At 44.4% G+C, this 19,679-nt stretch carries 15 protein-coding genes and 1 pseudogene; 11 read left to right on the forward strand and 5 right to left on the reverse strand.

Annotated features, from left to right (window positions below):
- The first annotated feature begins 275 nt into the window (after window positions 1–275).
- From AAGA51_RS16725 to ribB, 3 genes and pseudogenes are all read left to right on the forward strand, one after another.
- Window positions 276–1,757 carry an NCS1 family nucleobase:cation symporter-1 gene (locus AAGA51_RS16725; protein WP_042481020.1) on the forward strand — a complete coding sequence of 494 codons (1,482 nt, stop codon included), beginning with the start codon at window positions 276–278 and terminating at the stop codon, window positions 1,755–1,757.
- A gap of 72 nt (window positions 1,758–1,829) precedes the next feature.
- On the forward strand, window positions 1,830–2,591 hold the full coding sequence (locus AAGA51_RS16730; protein ID WP_042481018.1) for an SDR family NAD(P)-dependent oxidoreductase: 762 nt from the start codon (window positions 1,830–1,832) through the stop codon (window positions 2,589–2,591).
- Window positions 2,592–2,639: 48 nt separating this feature from the next.
- Window positions 2,640–3,269, forward strand: a pseudogene (gene ribB / locus AAGA51_RS16735) (3,4-dihydroxy-2-butanone-4-phosphate synthase); the annotation flags it as partial.
- A gap of 62 nt (window positions 3,270–3,331) precedes the next feature.
- Here the strand turns inward: ribB and AAGA51_RS16740 are convergent.
- On the reverse strand, window positions 3,332–4,243 hold the full coding sequence (locus AAGA51_RS16740; RefSeq protein WP_042481015.1) for a ZIP family metal transporter: 912 nt from the start codon (window positions 4,241–4,243) through the stop codon (window positions 3,332–3,334).
- 216 nt (window positions 4,244–4,459) lie between these two features.
- Between AAGA51_RS16740 and AAGA51_RS16745 the strand changes: the two genes are divergently transcribed.
- The 4 genes from AAGA51_RS16745 to AAGA51_RS16760 all read left to right on the forward strand — a co-directional run bounded on the left by AAGA51_RS16745 (window position 4,460) and on the right by AAGA51_RS16760 (window position 8,828).
- Complete coding sequence (locus tag AAGA51_RS16745; RefSeq protein WP_042481012.1) at window positions 4,460–5,515, forward strand: lactonase family protein; 1,056 nt, start codon at window positions 4,460–4,462, stop codon at window positions 5,513–5,515.
- Between the two features lie 130 nt (window positions 5,516–5,645).
- Entirely contained in the window at window positions 5,646–6,563 is a 918-nt protein-coding gene (locus AAGA51_RS16750) for an EamA family transporter (protein ID WP_042481008.1), read from the forward strand.
- A 383-nt stretch (window positions 6,564–6,946) separates the two neighbouring features.
- Complete coding sequence (locus AAGA51_RS16755; RefSeq protein WP_042481005.1) at window positions 6,947–7,999, forward strand: FecCD family ABC transporter permease; 1,053 nt, start codon at window positions 6,947–6,949, stop codon at window positions 7,997–7,999.
- A gap of 1 nt (window position 8,000) precedes the next feature.
- The gene (locus AAGA51_RS16760) at window positions 8,001–8,828 is read left to right on the forward strand and encodes an ABC transporter ATP-binding protein (protein ID WP_042481002.1); all 828 of its coding nucleotides are present in this window, start codon (window positions 8,001–8,003) and stop codon (window positions 8,826–8,828) included.
- 116 nt (window positions 8,829–8,944) lie between these two features.
- On the opposite strand, the gene AAGA51_RS16765 is transcribed toward AAGA51_RS16760, so the two are convergent.
- A complete protein-coding gene (locus AAGA51_RS16765; RefSeq protein ID WP_042480998.1) occupies window positions 8,945–10,024 on the reverse strand; it encodes an ABC transporter substrate-binding protein in 1,080 nt (359 codons plus the stop codon).
- A gap of 350 nt (window positions 10,025–10,374) precedes the next feature.
- On the opposite strand from AAGA51_RS16765, the gene AAGA51_RS16770 reads away from it, so the two are divergent.
- The 4 genes from AAGA51_RS16770 (at window position 10,375) to AAGA51_RS16785 (ending at window position 15,830) form a co-directional block, all read left to right on the forward strand.
- Entirely contained in the window at window positions 10,375–11,220 is an 846-nt protein-coding gene (locus tag AAGA51_RS16770; RefSeq protein WP_042480995.1) for a DUF6279 family lipoprotein, read from the forward strand.
- 212 nt (window positions 11,221–11,432) lie between these two features.
- Complete coding sequence (locus AAGA51_RS16775) at window positions 11,433–13,175, forward strand: methyl-accepting chemotaxis protein (RefSeq protein ID WP_042480991.1); 1,743 nt, start codon at window positions 11,433–11,435, stop codon at window positions 13,173–13,175.
- 437 nt (window positions 13,176–13,612) lie between these two features.
- Window positions 13,613–15,355: a methyl-accepting chemotaxis protein gene (locus tag AAGA51_RS16780; protein WP_042480988.1), complete on the forward strand. Its 1,743-nt coding sequence runs from the start codon at window positions 13,613–13,615 to the stop codon at window positions 15,353–15,355.
- Between the two features lie 169 nt (window positions 15,356–15,524).
- Entirely contained in the window at window positions 15,525–15,830 is a 306-nt protein-coding gene (locus tag AAGA51_RS16785) for a hypothetical protein (protein ID WP_042480984.1), read from the forward strand.
- A gap of 65 nt (window positions 15,831–15,895) precedes the next feature.
- On the opposite strand, the gene gnd is transcribed toward AAGA51_RS16785, so the two are convergent.
- The 3 genes from gnd to zwf are packed head-to-tail and all read right to left on the reverse strand — an operon-like array spanning window position 15,896 to window position 19,573.
- On the reverse strand, window positions 15,896–17,344 hold the full coding sequence (gnd, locus tag AAGA51_RS16790; RefSeq protein ID WP_042480981.1) for a decarboxylating NADP(+)-dependent phosphogluconate dehydrogenase: 1,449 nt from the start codon (window positions 17,342–17,344) through the stop codon (window positions 15,896–15,898).
- A gap of 13 nt (window positions 17,345–17,357) precedes the next feature.
- Window positions 17,358–18,074: a 6-phosphogluconolactonase gene (gene pgl, locus AAGA51_RS16795; protein WP_042480978.1), complete on the reverse strand. Its 717-nt coding sequence runs from the start codon at window positions 18,072–18,074 to the stop codon at window positions 17,358–17,360.
- Window positions 18,071–19,573 (reverse strand): glucose-6-phosphate dehydrogenase, encoded by a 1,503-nt coding sequence (zwf, locus tag AAGA51_RS16800; protein ID WP_042480976.1) that lies wholly within the window; start codon window positions 19,571–19,573, stop codon window positions 18,071–18,073. Before zwf ends, pgl begins: the two co-directional genes overlap by 4 nt.
- Window positions 19,574–19,679 lie beyond the last annotated feature (106 nt).

The raw sequence follows: 19,679 nt of genomic DNA on the forward strand, positions 1-19,679 counted from the left end.
TACCCTTCCTACTTGAAGCTGCAGCGGTGTTGGCTACGTTCGTTCGCCCCAATCACATAGTTATCTATGCTCATGGGGGGTCACTCACTTGCCGCCTACCTGCAACTCCAAGTAGTTTGGGTATATGAACAATCAGTAACAGTGATTTTTATCTTCACGTTTCATGTTTTCCAGAATTTAACGAGTGGTTTAGTGGTTCATTTGATTTATTTGGATAGGTAGCAACATAAAGCCGAAGGGAAATAATCAATCTCAATTAGGAAGAGGGGATTCAAATGAAAACGGAAATGAAGCAAGTGGGGGATTTCTACGAATTAGAAGTCGGTGAAGACCTCATCTCTAGCAAAAATTTCAACAGTGATTTAGCACCAACCAAAATCAAAGAACGTACCTGGAACAAGTTCAATATCGCGGCTTTGTGGGTCGGTATTTCGATTTGTGTGCCGACATATACGCTGGGCGGCATATTAACCAACTACTTTGGTTTATCTGTGGTAGAGGCTCTACTCACCATTCTTATCGCGAACATTATTGTATTGGTGCCTCTAACGTTGAACGCCTTCGCTGGGACGAAATATGGCTTGCCGTTCCCTGTCGTACTTCGTTCGTCGTTCGGCATTATGGGCTCCAATGTACCTTGTGTGATTCGCGGTTTTGTCGCTTGCGGCTGGTTTGGTATTCAAACCATGTTTGGTGGTTTGGCTATTCATTTGTTCTTATCTGAAGTGTCATCAGGGTGGGCATCTTTAGGTGGCGTAGGTGAAGTGATTGGCTTCTTCATTTTCTGGGCGCTGAACATTGGTGTTGTGCTTAAGGGGGCAAACTCCATCAAGTGGCTGGAAACATTGTCAGCACCGCTATTGTTGATTGTGTCGCTTGGACTGCTATTTTGGGCAAGTGATAAAGTATCTTACACAGAATTGCTTTCGACACCTGCCAATCGTCCTGAAGGCGAAGGTTTCGCGAAGTATTTTATGTCTGGTTTAACAGCTATGGTGGGCTTCTGGGCAACGTTATCTTTGAACATTCCAGATTTCAGCCGCTATGCAAAATCGCAGAAAGATCAGGTAGTAGGGCAAATCATGGGGCTTCCGCTCACCATGTTCTTGTTTGCTTCGCTTGGTGTGGTAATGACGGCCGCTTCTGAAACTATGTTTGGTCAAACCATCTCAGACCCAATTACGCTGATTGGTCAGATTGACAGCCCATTTCTAGTGGCAGTAGCTATGGTGATGATTGTGATTGCAACGCTATCAACCAATACCGCTGCAAACATTGTTTCTCCAACTAACGACTTCCAAAACATATCTCCGCAACATATCGACCATACCAGAGGCGTACTGCTTACGGGTGCAATCGGAATTTTGTTGATGGGGTGGGAGCTATTGAAAAAGGTTGGCTGGGTCGAATCCGATCTGAGCGTAGAAGCCTATATTTCTAACTGGCTATTAGGCTACTCAAGCCTGCTTGGCCCAATTGCTGGCATCATGATTGTGGATTATTTCCTAATCAAAAAGCAGAAGTTAGATGTATTGGCGCTGTACAAGGAAGATGCCTATCCGGCGTTCAACTGGGCTGGGTTCATTGCGTTACTCATCCCTGTTAGTTTCACTATGATGGCGATTTTCTTCAATGTGATGACTTGGTTCTATGACTATGGGTGGTTTACAGGTGCTTTCAGTGGTGCCATTTTGTACTACGTTATTTGTAAGTTCACGCCTCAGTTGGTGATAAAAACTGAGCTGGAAAAAGCGTAAACCATTGTTCGAAGGGTATGGGGGCATTCCCTATACCCTTAATTCACTCAAGATTTAAGGGATAAAATTGATATGGGTAAAGTGGTATTTATTACTGGAGCAACGTCGGGATTTGGACGAGCAGCAGCGCGGAAATTTGCCTCTGAGGGCTGGGCGTTAGTAATTACTGGCAGACGTGAAGAGCGTTTGAAAGAGTTGGCGGCAGAGTTGTCTGAAATCGTTCCAGTACACTACCAAACACTCGATGTGCGCAGTAAAGAAGAAGTCGACGCTCTGGTTAAGTCGCTACCCGAATCTTTCAAACAAGTTACCTGCTTGGTGAATAATGCGGGGCTTGCTTTATCTCCGAATCCTGCTCAAACCGTCGATATTCAAGATTGGCACACCATGATTGATACCAATATCACTGGGCTAGTTAATGTCACCCATGCGCTGCTTCCAACATTGATTGAAGTGGGCAAAGGCGCGTCTATTATCAACGTTGGTTCGATTGCAGGTCAGTGGCCCTATCCGGGCAGTCATGTTTACGGCGCAACCAAGGCGTTTGTGAAACAGTTCAGCTATAACTTGCGTTGTGACCTTTTAGGCACAGGTGTGCGAGTTACAGATCTCGCTCCGGGAATTGCGGAAACGGAATTTACTTTAGTGCGAACCAAAGGGGATCAAGCAGCATCGGATGCGCTTTATGCAGGCACTCAAGCTTTAACGGCAGAAGATATTGCAGACACCATGTTTTACTTAGCGACACTTCCTGCACATATGTGCATCAACCGCCTCGAAGTGATGCCAACGGCTCAGGCGTGGAACCCTTTCGCGATTCATCGAGAAAGCTGATCTATCATCGACAAACTCAAATAGGCGAATTTTTAAAAGGAATTAAAAATGGAACTGAGTGCAATTGAAGAGATTATCGAAGACATCCGTTTAGGAAAAATGGTGATCTTAATGGACGATGAAAACAGGGAAAATGAGGGCGATATTATTGTCGCGGCTGACAAAATAACGCCCGAAATTGTTAACTTTATGGTCACTGAAGCTCGTGGTCTGTTATGTCTGACGATGACTGAACAGATGGCTCAGCAGCTAGAGTTGCCTTTGATGGTCAAAAACAATACCGAGCAGTTTGGCACCAACTTTACGGTTTCAATTGAAGCAGCCAAAGGTGTGACAACAGGAATCTCAGTGCATGACAGAGCCGTCACGATTAAGACCGCAGTCTCTGGAAGTGCCACACCCAAAGAAGTGGTTTCTCCCGGCCATGTCTTTCCTGTTGTCGCGCGCGAAGGCGGAGTATTAGTTCGTCCCGGTCATACCGAAGCGGGGTGTGATTTAGCCGCTCTCGCGGGGCTAACCCCTTCTTGTGCGATCATCGAAGTATTGAATACGGACGGAACCATGGCTCGCCGACCAGACTTAGAAGTATTCGCCAAAAAGCACAAGATCAAATTGGGTACTATTGCCGATTTAATTGCTTACCGACTAAAACAAGAAACACAGCAGGAGCTTGTTGCTTAGCGTTAACTATTTGGAAGGATTAGGAACCACGGTGTTGTGATTCCTAAATAAAATGATGCTCAGCCCAGAATGGTATCTAATACCATCATCAAAGCAAAACCTAACATTAAACCAATGGTCGCTAAGGTTTGATGACCGTTGCGGTGTGTGTCGGGAATTACTTCATGTGACACTACAAACAGCATTGCACCGCCAGCTAAGCCGAGCCCGATAGGGTAAGCAATCATTAATCCGCCAGCTAAACTCACACCGAGCAAAGCACCAATCGGTTCCAGCAAGCCAGTCAGTGCGGCGACTAAAACCGATAATCTTGCATTGAATCCTGCGGCTCTAAGAGTCACGGCCACGGCTAAACCTTCGGGAATGTCTTGCAGAGCAATGGCTGTGGTCAACGGAATACCAACTGAAAGATCGCCCTGCGCATACCCGACGCCGATCGCCATCCCTTCAGGAAAGTTATGTAACGCAATGGCGAATACAAACAGCCAAGCGCGGCTGCATCTGTCGTGTCCCGGACCACAAGGCCCTGTTTCCAAATGTTCATGGGGGGTGAAAGCATCCAGTCCGAGCATCAGTGCTACACCGATAGCCATGCCGAGGATAACGATCATGCCACCAAGAAATCCATCATCAAAAAACGCTGTGCCTGCTTCTATACCGGGCAATAAAAGTGAGAAAGCAGAAGCGGCGAGCATCATACCTGCGGCAAAGCCAAGCATGCAGTCAGAAAGCTTTTGCGGAATATCTCGAATGAACAGAGCTGGTAAGGTGCCAGCCGCAGTGGCGAGAAAAGCAATACCACCACCAACCAGCGCATATTGCGCGTTTAGTTGTCTTTCACCGGTTAAGGCGTGGAAAAGGAAAAAGGCGATTAAAAGCAAAGAGACAATCAATCCACCCGCCATTATTGGGTGTTGGTTTGAGTGTCCTCTTAACACTTCAACCCATGACTGTTCTTGAGTGTGGTTCATAGAGTCAATCCTAGAGATTATTTATAGAAATATACGGTTGTTTCCTGCTCACATGTACCTTTACCCAATGTCGTAAATCTACCGAGTGGCAAATTTCGACTTTATCCTGCTCTTTTAACTGGGATATAGTGGTAACCCATACGGTTTACGTTGCTTCCATAAATCGAGTAGTCTGGGTTTATCTTCTTATTATTTAACGCTTAATTAGGGCTAATAATGACACAGTTTGTTTATTTGTCTAACGCATTATCAGGGACAATTTCTCGCTATAAACTCCATCAGGGCGAGCTTACATTGCTAGGAGAAACAGAAGTAGGTTACATGGTAATGCCAATGGCGGTAAGCCCTTGTCAGAATTACCTTTATGCGGCCATTCATAGCGAACCGTTTCACTTAAAACAGTTGAGAATTGATCCGCAGACGGGCGATCTCACTCTTGAAGGTGAAACGCCAGTTAATGAGGGGCTTGTCAGTTTAACTACCGACAAAAACAACCAGTGGTTGTTAGCATCATCATTCGATCAACATAATGTTGTCGCCAAACCTATGACTGAAACTGGGCACTTTACCGATAAAACGGTAACGATTCAGCACAGCAGCGCTTGTCATACTTGTCTCTTCAGTCCTGATGATAAATGGATGGTGGCTACAGAATTCGGAGTAGACAAAATAATGGTTTACCCGCGACCAAACTCAGAGGGAATGGTTGATAAGCCTGTAGCGAGTTATCAGTTTGCCAAGGACGCTGGCCCAAGACACATTGCGTTTTCGCCGTGTGGAGCATTCCTCTATGTAGTGACGGAAATGGACGCGACAGTGGTGACGTTAACGTTTGATTCTGAAACAGGACAATTGGCATTCGTTGCAGAATCACCAGCGATACCAAGAGAAGCGTTAGGGTTGGAACGAGGCCTTCCGCCAGCACAAAAAGTGGTCAATGATGTACCAAGAGTTTGGGCTGCAGATATCCATATCACACGCAATGGTCGGTTCATTTATGTGTCAGAGCGGACACTAAGTGTGATTACATGCCTTGAAGTAGATAAAGACACGCATATTCCTTACTACCGACATCACCATCAGGTTGAGAAGCAACCGCGCAGTTTTATCATCTCACCTGATGATCAATACATTTTAGCCAGTGGCGAATTGGCAGATGAACTGGGCGCTTACTCAATAGATGCAAATACAGGGCAATTATTTAAAGTATCTGCTGCGCCATGTGGTGAAGGTGCTGGCTGGGTTTCGATAACGGATTACCGCTTGTCTTAGCTCACACTTTGAGGCACTCTGCTGTTTCAGTTTGGTTAAAATTTGTTTATGCATATGTACTGAAATCGCCTATGTGAAGTGCCGATAGAATGTATCAAGGATGCGTAGAGTAGCGTTTTAAGGATATTGGATGTCGGTACGTGATAGGTTTTTAGCTCTTGCCATTGTTTTGGTGTGGGGTGTTAACTTTGTGGTTATCAAAGTTGGCTTGCAAGGAATGCCGCCTCTTCTGTTAGCTGGGTTACGTTTTGCGTTTGTCGCTTTGCCTGCCATTTTCTTTATTAAGCGACCTCAAGTGCCTTTGAAATGGCTAGTGGCTTATGGCTTAACCATCAATTTTCTACAGTTCTCGTTACTTTTCTGGGCTTTAAAAGTGGGTATGGCGGCAGGTTTAGCCTCTCTGCTTTTGCAGGCGCAAGCGTTTATTACTCTAGGCTTTGGCGTTTTGCTGTTGAAAGAGAAAGTACGCATTCACAATATGATTGCGGTGTCTGTTGCTGGGGCGGGGATATACCTTCTCGCGGCAGCTCAGGGACATGATTCAACGTCATTAACCTTATTCACCTTGGTTTTAATTATCGGCGCGGCGGCCTTTTGGGCTCTGGGTAATATCGTGAATAAAGTCATCATGCAACGTTATCCGGTTCCGACCATGTCGCTCATCGTATGGAGCGCGCTGGTTCCAATGGTTTCATTCTTCATTTCCTCGTATGTGATTGAAGGGCCTGAGCTTATTGTTGAATCATTGGTCAATATCGAATGGCATAACGTTTTTTCGATTGTTTACTTGTCTCTACTGGCGACAATTCTGGGATACGGCGGCTGGAGCTACTTACTTAGTCGTTATGAAACCTCCATGGTTGCTCCGCTTTCGTTGTTAGTGCCAGTATTTGGTTTGCTAAGCGCATGGATACTGCTTGGCGAAAGTCTAAGCCTTTATCAAATCATCGGCGTGATAGTGATCGCAATGGGCCTAGTAATCAACGTATTTGGCAAGAACTGGTTTGGTGTGAGAAGGGTAGCTAAAGCGCCAGCGCTTGATAAATAAGAGCAGGCAAACAGTTCCAAAAAGCAAGAGCCGTTCAACGGCTCTTTGCATTTAAAAGTAAATGTCAGATCCAATCGGGCCTTCAGGATGTTTACCTTCCACACTGTTGGCGAGCATCTATGCTGCTCGCGGAACCATTTCAATACAATCAATATTCTCTATCGTGAAAATTTCCCTTGGGTACTTGGCTATAACCACGTACTGAAGCTTGTGCGACTTATTTCTTCAATTGCAAATAGAACTATAAATACTAGCAATTATCATTTACATAATGTTACCATCTGACCCTAAAAATTAGACCGGATCTTGCAGGTGTGTGGCGGTGAAAGCCACGTTTAGCAAGGTCTGGAGATTAAGCGATATTCTAAGTTTGGTGAGTTAAGATGCTATCGGATGTAGTACAGCAGGCCGTAGAGGCGCAGCGAAAAAGCGAAAAGCGTCGCGGAATGATATTAACCAGTTTTGGCGCATTACTCGCCGCTTCTTTTGTTCTCGATATTATGACCGGCCCTTCAATGATTGATGCCAGCTCGGTTATTTACGCTCTGCTAGAGTGGGTTGGATTACCATTCCAAGTGGATGCTTCCACGCAAGTCATTGTTAGTAATCTACGTTTACCTATAGCACTGATGGCCATCTTTGTTGGCGGATCTCTAGGGATGGGCGGTGCAGAAATGCAAACCTTGCTGAACAACTCCATGGCAAGCCCATACACTTTAGGTATGGCTGCGGCTGCGGGTTTTGGCGCGGCATTGATGCTTTACACTGGCTCTCTGGGTATCGATAGCAACTTAGCCGTACCTATCGGTGCATTTGTCTTCTGTATGATTTCGGCGTGTTTCTTGTTTGCATTGGCTTCTGTACGTCATATCGGGTCGGGGCAGTTGATCCTTGCGGGTATCGCGTTACTGTTTTTGTTCCAATCCTTACTCTCATTGGTACAGTTCGTCTCTTCACCTGAACTGAGCCAACAGATTCTTTTTTGGCTATTCGGAAGTCTTTCAAAAGCGACCTGGACAAACCTAGCGATTACCGCGACGGTAGTTATGGCGAGCCTGTTTTTGCTACTGCAAGATTCATGGAAATTGACCGCATTGAAACTCGGCGAAGAGCGTGCGAAAAGCCTTGGTGTGAACATAGTAAAACTGCGTTTAAAAACCTTGCTGATTGTCGCGGTGATGACAGCAACAGTGACCAGTTTCGTCGGTATCATTGGCTTCATCGGCATTGTTTCACCTAATATCGCTAAAATTCTGGTTGGCGAAGATCAGCGTTTCTTCCTTCCACTTTCATTCCTAATCGGTGCATTTTTGTTGTCGACTGCTTCTGTTTTATCAAAAGTGATCGTACCGGGGGCGTTGTTCCCAATCGGCATCGTAACTGCCATCATTGGTGTGCCTTTCTTCTTCTGGCTCATCATCGCAAAGAGAAGATAATATGTTTGAAGTCAGTCAGTTATCGCAAGCACAAGATTCAGCGCCACAACGTAACCTATTGCAGGTGAATAACCTCAACGTACGATTAGGCGACTTGGTGTTGGCAAGAGACATCAGTTTCCAACTGCAACCGGGGCAAGTGAACGTTATTCTTGGACCAAATGGCACGGGTAAAAGTACTCTGTTGAAGACTCTGTTCGGTGATATTAAAATCGTAAGCGGAGAAATTCAGTATGGAAACAATGTGTTATCTGGTAAGTCGTTGATTGAGTGGCGAACTAAGTTTGGTTACATGCCGCAAGATATCCACCTCGATGTCAATATGACGGTAATCGAAGTGGTGTTGTTAGGCAGACTTGATGCACTCAGCATGCGAATTGAAACTAAAATGCTGCAAGAAGCGTTGAGCATTCTCAAGAGCATTGGTTTGGAACATCTTGCCAGCCGTGATGTGAGAACTCTCAGTGGTGGTCAGTGTCAGATGATTCTGTTTGCACAAGCACTGATGCGTTGCCCTGAAATACTGATGCTGGATGAGCCAGTAAGTGCGTTAGATTTGCACTACCAACACGTATTACTAAATCACTTGGTTACTCAGACGAAAAAGCAAAATTACACCACCTTAATGGTGCTGCACGACCTTAATTTAGCGGCACAATACGCTGATAACCTTTTGATATTAAAACAAGGTGAATTGAGAGCCTTTGGTAGTCCGAAGGAACTGTTAACCAGCGAACTGATTCACGAGCTGTATCATGTGGAAGCGGATGTTCTTACCGATGAAAATGGTACACCTTTCGTCCGCACTCGTAGACCTAGCGCGGCGTAACTCAGAACATTTGCTCATTCCATTGTGATATGAACAAGATATAAAAAGGCCAGAACTGATGTTCTGGCCTTTTTGCATGGATAACACCGACTCTCAGAGCCGGTGACTAAAATTGCTTACAGTTGAGTAACGAACGTACCTTTAGGTACCACTGGTAGGTAGTTCTTGTAGAAGTCCAAGTACGCTTGGTTTGGATCTAAATCGGCAAACAATTCTGGATACATCGCTTTTGCGTAGAACTGAATCAGCGCGCCATCAAGAATGGTACGGCATGCGCCGTGGTAAGCCGCGTACATACGGTTGTTTTTAACTGCTGAAATTGAAGACCAGCCCGTGCGCTTTTTGAATCCTTCTAAACGTTCTTTCGCTACCGACTCTTCTACACCTTGACCCATTAACATTGCATCGCTGCCGCCATTTTCATAGCCAGTCATAACGAGCACATCTGGGTTTGCTGCAATGATTTGCTCAGGGTTTAGTTTACCCCACCATTCAACATAAGGTGCAGAAATGTTGTCGCCACCGGCTACAGTAGAGATTGCGCCCCACATGTTTTTACCAAAGGTGTAGCCGATTTCGTTTACGCCTGAAGCACCGAATTCAGTGTAAACTTTTGGCTTTGGAAGGTTCGCTTTTTCTAAACGCGCAGTGATCATTTCGATGTTCTGCTTGTACTCGCTAGCTATTTTCGCTGCACGTTCTTCTTGACCTGTGATCACACCGATTAGCTCGGTACTTTTAATGTGACGTTCTAAAGTTTGAGCGTTGTAATCCACAACTACAATTGGAATGCCAGCACCTTCAAGACGTTGGATATCACTACCCAAGGCTTTATATTGCCAGTCAGCCAGCATGATGAGATCCGGATTAAGGCTGATGACTTTCTCTACAGAGAAAGTGTTGGTATCAACACGGCCAATAGCGGCAATCTCGTCTAGAGAAGGACGGTGCTTAACGTTCATTTCCCAGTTTGCTGAGCGCGCTTGCCAAATGTATTTCGACATACCCACAACGTTGTCATACGCAGCTTCCGTACCAATTGCCATGTAATCTTCTGGATAGAAGCCGACGATAACGCGTTTTGCCGGCGCATCGAAAGTAACTTCACGATCAAGCACATCCGTAATGGTTGTCGTTTGTGCAAAGCTGTAAGAAGCAAATAGCAAAGTAGAAAGGCTAATCAGTTTCTGAATCATTTATTGGAACCTACTTTTGTCCTTGTTGAAAAGATAGTGATGAAACGAATTCGCATTGACTGCGAAGGGCATGATTATATTGCCAAAGAAAATGCATATGCAAACTATTATCATTTATTTTTAGAAAAAGAGTTGTAGCGATAATTGACTCATTGTGCGTGCAAGTTTAAAAATCAGTCTATTACGTTCAATGTTGTGCCTCTCATACGCATACCTGAATGTTTAATCTCTCAACAAGAAAAGGCCTATAGCCATGATCATCTTCGCATCTGGTGTTAGAACAGCTATGTTTTAGTAGTGATGCTTTTAAAAATGACTTGGCGGCAAAAAGGAAGACTAGGGACGTGGTTATGAAGAAAAGGATAACGCTGCTGTTGATGTCGGTACTACTCATAGCAGGGTGCAGTACCAAGTTTGTTTACCATAATATGGACTGGTTTATTCTTGAGTACCTAGATGATTATGTGACTTTGACTGACCAGCAGGAAAGTTTGGTGAAAACGCAAATTGATGCGCTCAGCCAATGGCATCAAACTGAGGAGCTAAACAACTATGTTATGCAGTTTGATCAACTGCTTGAGCTCAATCCTAAAACTCTCACACTGGAACAGCTTCAACAGCATAGAGAGTGGATTTATGAGCATTACCAGAGTTTAGTGACTCAAATCTTTCCGAGTATTTTTCCAATAGCCACCGCTTTGTCAGACAAACAGGTGGATGAATTTATGCAGGGGTTAGCAAAGCGGCATCAAAAATACGCCGATAAGTATGCGGATTTGAATGAAAGTGAAACCAGAGCCAAGTATGAAGAACGAATTATTGATCGTATGGAACAGTGGTTAGGTTCTCTAACTGCTAACCAAGAACAATTAGCAGGACAATGGGCGAAAGCTCTACAAATAACGACCTATGACTGGATAGCGTTTCAAAAGACGCAACGAAACGAAATTCAATCACTGTTGAATCAACGCCATAACCAAACTGATTTCAATCAGAGATTACAGAAACTTCTCTTTTCCCAAGAAGAGTCCTACAGCCCTGTGCTCAAAGCAAAGCTCAACTACAACGAACAGGCATCAAACGAACACATACTCAGTATTGTCCACCTCTCTACTCCCAAACAGATCGAGCATTTTAAAGAGACTGTCTATGAATGGCGAAGTTTAGCCAGCGATCTCCATGCCGCCAAACGCTGAGTTTTTATTACGGGTGTGTCGTTGGGTGGCTTAAAAATGATGATATTCATTAGGCTAATGTGTTGAGAACATTATTAATTAATATTCTCAATTGGTGTTACAATCATCGGGCAAATGTAACAATAAGTAAATTTGGTCTAGCGCATATAAATCCTAATCCATTGATTATTCAAAACAATGCTAGTCATTTTGTAGTAGGGATACTGATATACATGAAAAACTTTTCTTTTAAGAACAAAATTATAGCGTTGATTGCTAGCATTATTACTGTGACCATTTTTGTGTCATATATGAGTGTGAACCACTTTATCAGTGGTTATATCTATGAGTCAGACACGGCAAGAATCAAACACAATATTGATTTGGTCACCGCTCAGCTAGAACGAGCATTGCAAGAAAAGTTAACACTGACGAAAAGTCTCAATTTCAGCATGATGGATATTGCAGACACCAAAGAGTCGACAGGCTTTGCGAGCATTGTGTTGGTAACGAATGGTTATGCTTTCGATGATACTGCTAACTCGCTTGATGATGAGCAAACGGAAACTTACTTGAAGTTGGCTGAACAGTTAACGGAAGAGCCAACGATGAGTGATGTTGAAATGGTGGATGGAAAGCCAACGGTTCGTATTTCACTTAAAAAATATGATGGTTCGGCAAACTTCTTTACTCTCGACATTAGCAACCTGAAAGACGTTATTGAAGCTTATTCATTGCCGGGCAGCTATATGGAACTGATATCGGCAAACCAAATCACCATTTTCTCTGATAAATCGAGTGACAACGTCATTCCAGTTTCAAAACAGTTCACAATTGATGGCCAGAATTGGTCGTTGAATGGCTATATCGATTTAGACAATATCCAAACAAACACAGACAGTCTCAACTGGGAAATCACTCTGGCGTTGTTGATCTCTGCAGCAATCATTATCTGTCTGAGTGTGCCAATGCTGAATTTCGCATTCAAACCTCTAATGCGCCTCAAAGAACTGGTGGCTGATCTGTCTCAAGGGAATGGAGATTTAACTCAGCGTTTAAGTGTCACTTCGAACGACGAAATCGGCGAAATTTCGACTTCTATTAACCGCTTCATTGAACAGCTTCAGGGTATGTTTATTGAAGTGTCCAGCTCATCATCCAAAATTGATACTGCGGTGAGTCATCTCAGCAGTCAGTCTCAATCAAATATGCAGATGTTAAATGCGCATACCATTGAGACCGAGCAGGTGATCACAGCGATAGACGAAATGAGCGCAACAGCAGGATCAATCGCACAGAGTGCCGCAGACGCCGCCAAGCTTACGGAGTTAACCAACGCTTATGCAGATGAGTCTAAACAAACCGTAAACCAGGCGGTGCAAAGCGTGACCGCATTGGAAGCCGATGTGGCTGAGATGGCGAACACCATCAGTGCCATGAATCAAGATACCAAACAAATTGGTTCGGTACTTCAGGTGATTGGTGATATCGCTGAACAAACTAACTTGTTGGCATTGAATGCTGCGATTGAAGCGGCGCGTGCAGGTGAACAAGGTCGCGGTTTTGCCGTAGTGGCTGACGAAGTTCGAGCACTGGCGGCTCGCACACAGCAAAGCACAGGGCAGATTAACGACATGCTGTCTAAGCTCAACAACACATCCGAAAATGTGGTGAGTAAGATGGAAACCACTCGTAGGAGCTGTGAAGCGACATCGCAAAGCACTCATAAGGTGATGGAGTCATTGAATACAGTGACGACATCTGTGGTAGAAATTAATGACTTGAACACATTAATGGCCACATCTGCTGAGCAGCAAAGCCATGTGACTGAAGAAGTCAGTCGTAATATGGCAACGATTCAGGAGTTAATCGGCCAGCTTAATAACAGTGCTTCACAGACAAACACCATCAGTCAGGAACTAAGAGGCACATCGACTGATCTGTCTGACGTTGTTACTCAGTTCAAAGTTCACTGAAAATAGTCGTCCCCAAGAAGACTGAAAAAGAGCGCCAAATGGTGCTCTTTTTTTGTAGAAACGGTAAGGTTGAAAAATATATCTATTAAAAATGAAACGATGTATTAGATAAAATGCGACTAAACTCTAAAAAAATATGACCGGAGTCTCATTTACCGAACGATGTTGTCTCACTTTTGAACTAATACTCATTGTTTCATATTAAGTTTGGATACAATGTGCCGAATAATAAACGTGGCTTAGTAAAGTTGTAGGAATAATCCCACTTCGAACTGTTGTGTCAAAGAGTAGAAAATCAGCTTGGTAGTCGATACCAAGTGCTAGCCAACAAGCAGTTAACTGAGAACCCGCATAATAATTAATACTCTATTCACCATTCGCTCACTGATTTTATCGGGGTCAGTAAGCTAAAAACTTTGTGAAGGACGCGAAGAATAATGAAGAGTTTTTCCTTTAAAAACAAAATTATATCGCTAATAGTTGCCATAATTTCAATCACCATTTTTGTTTCGTTTCTCAGTGTAAACCACTTTATCAGTTCCTATATTTATCAGTCAGATATAGAGAAAATTGAACATAACATTGAGTTAGTGAACCGAACACTGGAAGGTGAGTTACGCGACAAGCTTAGTCTGGCGAAAAGCCTTAAATTCAACATGATGGATATCGGCACCACCAAAGAGTCGGCTGGTTTCTCTCATATTGTGCGTCTTGCAAGCAGCTATGCGTTCGATGATACGGGCAGAGTACTAGAACAAGATGAAACTCAAAAGTACATAACACTTGCAGAAGGCTTGACCGCTGAACCAACGGTGAGCGAAGTGACGATCATTGAAGGGCGTCCAAGTTTAAATATCTCAATTAAGCATATGGACGGCTCTGCTAACTTTTTCACGCTTGATTTGAGTGGATTAAAACCAATTTTAGAAGCCTATTCGCTGTCAGGCAGCTACATGGAACTGATTTCTTCAAATGAGGTCACCATTTTCACTGATAAAACCGGTGAAAACTTGATTCCTGTTGAGCGCAACTTTGATTTGGCTGGCCAGACATGGAGGTTGAACGGTTATATCGATCTTGATGACATTCAAGCCAATACTGACAGTTTGAACTGGAAGATCACAATGGCACTACTTATTTGTGCAGTGATCATTATCGGTTTAAGTGTTGCAATGCTGCACTTTGCATTCAAACCTTTACTGCGTCTAAAAGAACTCGTAGCTGACCTTTCACAAGGTAACGGTGATTTAACTCAACGTTTGAGCGTTACATCGAATGATGAAATCGGTCAGATTTCGACTTCTATTAACCGTTTTATCGAACAGCTTCAGGGAATGTTTATTGAAGTCTCTAGCTCATCATCGAAAATTGATTCTGCGGTTAATCACCTTAGCAGCCAGTCTGAATCAAACATGCAGATGTTAAATGCGCATACCATTGAGACAGAACAGGTGATCACAGCGATTGATGAAATGAGCGCAACAGCAGGGTCTATTGCTCAAAGTGCATCAGACGCAGCTAAGCTCACAGAACTGACAAACTCATATGCGAACGATTCTAAGAAAACGGTTAATCAAGCGGTACAAAGCGTAACTGCATTGGAGTCGGATGTAGCAGAAATGTCGAACACCATCAGTGCGATGAATCAAGATACCAAACAGATTGGCACTGTACTTCAGGTGATTGGTGATATTGCTGAGCAGACTAACCTGTTGGCATTAAACGCTGCGATAGAGGCCGCGCGTGCAGGTGAGCAAGGTCGTGGTTTTGCCGTGGTAGCTGACGAAGTTCGCGCACTGGCAGCTCGTACGCAGCAGAGTACAGGGCAGATTAATGAGATGCTGTCTAAGCTCAACAACACATCCGAAAATGTCGTGAGCAAGATGGAAACCACACGTAAGAGCTGTGAAGCGACTTCACAAAGCACTCACAAGGTGATGGAGTCATTGAACACTGTGACCACGTCCGTGGTAGAAATTAACGACTTGAACACATTAATGGCAACCTCTGCTGAGCAGCAAAGCCATGTGACTGAAGAAGTCAGCCGTAATATGGCTGCCATTCAGGCTCTTATTGGTCAACTGAATGATAGCGCAGCGCAGACCAATAATATCAGCCGTGAACTCGGCGGTACGTCGAGTGATCTGTCACAAGTGGTGGGGCAGTTTAAAGTTCATTAATGATTTGTTTCAAATGTCATAAAGAGCACCAATAGGTGCTCTTTTTTTGTCCGCTCTTCAATGCCATGTTCAAGGTAGGTTAGATGATTGTCAGTGTTGCCGACTCCGTATTGAGTGAGTTGTTAACACACGTTTAAATTGGTGACGAATCAGCTCAAAAGGAACCAATATGAAACGATATGGGATAATTGCACCGCTTGTACTGCTAGGTACATTAATGACAACTCACGCTCAGGCGTCGGATTCACAGGTAGACATAGAATTAGGCTGTGTCTCAGTTGCAAACAAAGACGTCTCAATAAAAACAGGAGATTGTCGCAACAGAAAAGTGGAAACCGTGAAAGTGGTTAAGGTCGTCAAAGTGGTTGAAGAAGATCATTATCGCAGCCACCCTGTACACGGAAAACATCCGGGCAAAGGCCACCACAAGAAAAAGTATGTTGAAGAGTCTTCATTCCATAAACATAAGCACTAAATCAACATCAGAAAAACAAAAGGGATGCATCAAGCATCCCTTTTCTGTTTGGTCACTTATAACGATTAAACGTCGTAAGTAGTAGACGCAGTGTTGCCACCTGTACCAGTCCAGTTAGTGTGGAAGAATTCACCACGTGCACGGTCTGTACGCTCGTAGGTGTGAGCACCGAAGTAGTCACGTTGCGCTTGCAGCAGGTTCGCAGGTAGACGAGCTGTTGTGTAACCGTCTAGGAACGTTAGAGCTGAAGTCATACATGGCATTGGGATACCTGCTTCTAGAGATTTAGAAGCTACTTTACGCCATGCCACTAGGCTGCTTTGTAGAATGTTCTTGAAGTACTCGTCAGAGCCTAGGAATGCTAGTTCTGGGTTCTTCTCGAATGCATCACGGATGTTACCTAGGAATGCAGAGCGGATGATACAACCACCACGCCACATTAGCGCTACGTTACCGTAGTTTAGATCCCAGCCATTCTCGTTTGATGCTTCGCGCATTAGCATGAAGCCTTGAGCGTAAGAGATGATCTTAGAAGCAAGCAGAGCTTGACGTAGTGCATCAACCCACTCTTGTTTGTCGCCTTCAACTGGAGTGATAGTTTTACCAAACAGTTTTTCAGCTTCAACACGTTGGTCTTTCAGTGCAGATAGACAACGAGAGAATACAGACTCAGAGATTAGAGTTAGTGGGATACCTAGGTCTAGCGCGTTGATACCTGTCCATTTACCAGTACCTTTTTGACCAGCAGTGTCTAGGATCTTCTCTACTAGTGGCTCACCGTCTTCATCTTTGTAGCCAAGGATGTCAGCTGTGATTTCAACTAGGTAGCTGTTTAGCTCAGTCTTATCCCATTCAGCAAATACAGCTTGCATCTCATCTGCAGACATACCAAGACCGTCTTTCATGAACTGGTAAGCTTCAGTGATCAGCTGCATGTCGCCGTATTCGATACCGTTGTGAACCATTTTAACGAAGTGACCAGCACCGTCGTTACCAACCCAGTCACAACATGGCTCGCCAGCGTCAGTTTTTGCAGAGATACCTTGGAAGATTGGCTTAACCGCTTCCCAAGCTTCAGGAGCACCACCAGGCATGATTGAAGGTCCGAAACGTGCACCTTCTTCACCACCAGAAACACCAGTACCAATGAAGTGGATACCTTTTTCACGTAGCGCAGCAACGCGACGGTTTGTATCTGGGTAGTTAGTGTTACCGCCATCAATAATGATGTCGCCTTTGTCTAGAAGTGGTACTAGTTGATCGATGAATGCGTCAACTACTGAACCCGCACGAACCATAAGCATCACTTTGCGAGGAGTTTCTAGTTTCTCTACTAGCTCTTCTAGAGAGTAAGCACCAATGATGTTAGTGCCTTTCGCTGGACCTTCTAGGAACTCGTCAACTTTTGACGCAGTACGGTTGTGAGCAACCACTTTGAAGCCGTGGTCGTTCATGTTTAGGATCAGGTTTTGACCCATAACCGCCAGGCCGATTACACCGATATCACCTTTCATTTGTTTCTCTCCTTCACGCAATCTTTGCTGCTGCGTCTAAATCTAAATACCACTCGGTTTCGCCAGTCTTTGACTGAACTTTAGCTGCTGGATAAGGCAGGTCAGCGGCTGGAGTAGTGTGAATTTCATTGACGATCTCGGTTTTACCTGCACCAAGAACGAGGTAACTAATACGTTTTGCTGCTTCCAGAACCTTCGCTGTTTTTGAAATGCGAAGTTGACCAGACTCAGGATGAGTCGCAACCAAAGAAAGGTTTGGATCATCGTAGTTGGTTACATTTGGGAATAGCGACGCAGTGTGGCCGTCAGCGCCAACACCAAGCAGAATCCAATCGAAAACAGGAGTGCCGTTTTCACATGGAACAACATCAGCCATCTCTTTTGCAAAACGTTCTGCTTCTGCTTGTGGATCATCTTCACCGCGAATACGGTGGATGTTCTCTGCAGGCAGGTTTACTTGGCTAAATAGCAGCGCATTCGCTTCACCGTAGTTGCTCTCAGCATCATCCGGTGCCACACAACGCTCATCACCCCACCAGAAGTGAAGGTTTTGCCATTGAATAGCTTCAGCATAAGGTGCACTTGCCAATAGCTTAAACAGCATTTTAGGTGTGCTGCCGCCAGACAGTGAAATGTGCACTGGTGTGCCTTGTTCACTGTAGCGTTGCATTTCATTGGCTAACGATTCAACAACCTGCTCAGCTGTCTGAAAAATCTTTGAATTGATCATAGTTCGCAGTAATCCGTGTCAGTAAGGTTTTTGCATGGGAAACGCCATGCTCTTCCATCATTATTTAAAAGGTCATCAGACTCTTTCGGTCCCCAAGTACCACATGCGTATCCGTATAGGGATTGTGGGTCTTGCTTGAAATCCAGAATTGGCTGAACGAACTTCCAACAAGCTTCTACTGCGTCTGTACGAGCAAATAGCGTTGCGTCACCGTTCAGTGCGTCTAGCAATAAGCGTTCGTAGGCAGTCAGCATCTTCGTTTCTTCTAAAGATGCGTAATGGAAGTTCATTGAAACTTCTTTCGCTTTGAAGCCTGCGCCCGGCTCTTTCAGGCCGAAGCTCATCAGGATGCCTTCGTCTGGCTGAATGCGGATGATCAGTTTGTTCTCAGGCGCATTTTTACCAAATACTGGGTGAGGAGTGCGTTTAAAGTGAATCACCACTTCAGTCACGCGTGTCGGCAGACGTTTACCACTGCGCACGTAGAACGGGATGCCATTCCAGCGCCAGTTGTTGATGAACATTTTCAGTGCGACATACGTTTCTGTACGCGAATCTTCTGCAACACCCGGTTCGTTACGGTAACCCGGTAGGAACTTACCGCGCACTTCTGATTCCGTGTACTGACCAAGCACTAAGTTGTTACGCAAGTCATCTTCAGACAGTGGCTGAAGGCTTTGCAGAACCTTGTTCACTTCGTTACGGATAGAGTCAGCATTGATTGCCGCTGGTGGCTCCATACCGATCATTGCTAATACTTGTAGCAAGTGGTTTTGGAACATATCACGAACAGCGCCAGAGCCATCGTAATAACCGCCGCGCTCTTCTACACCTAGGAATTCAGCACCTGTGATTTCAACGTAATCAATAAAGTTACGGTTCCAAAGTGGCTCAAACATACCGTTTGCAAAGCGGAACACGAGTAGGTTTTGAACAGTTTCTTTACCTAGGTAGTGGTCGATACGGTAGATTTGGTGCTCTTTGAAATGGTGGTGAATTTCAATATCCAGTTCTTGTGCTGATTTTAAATCGTAGCCAAATGGTTTTTCGATGATCAGACGTTTCCAACCATCTTTTTCATCGTTTAAGCCGTGAGCAGCAAGACAAGAAGGGATCACGCCGTAAAGGCTAGGAGGAGTAGCAAGGTAGAACAGGGTATTGCGTTGTTCAAATGCGTAATGGTCTGAAAGTGAGTCTAAACGATCTTTCAGTTTTACATAATCTTCGACATCCGATGTATTGATGGCTTGATAGTGAATGTATTCACAAAAAGCATCAAGAATCTCAGGTTCGGTTTTCTCTAATTCTTGAAGCGAGCGTTTCAATTTTTCTCGGTAAGAGTCGTCACTGTATTCAGTACGACTTACGCCTAAGATTGCAAAGGATTTTGGCAGTTGGTTACTTGCATATAGGTGGTATAAAGCAGGAATCAACTTGCGGTAGGTTAAATCGCCCGAAGCACCAAATATCACGATGCTGCTGTTTTCAGGTATTAACATCTTCTTTCCCTTAGAAACTAGGTGTGCCCAAAAACCAATGGAGTTGTTTGGGTATATTTAGCAATGGCTTACCCTAGCAGCGCAATGCACAAATAAGTAATTGGTT

This window comes from Vibrio diazotrophicus (assembly GCF_038452265.1).
Lineage (GTDB): Bacteria > Pseudomonadota > Gammaproteobacteria > Enterobacterales > Vibrionaceae > Vibrio > Vibrio diazotrophicus.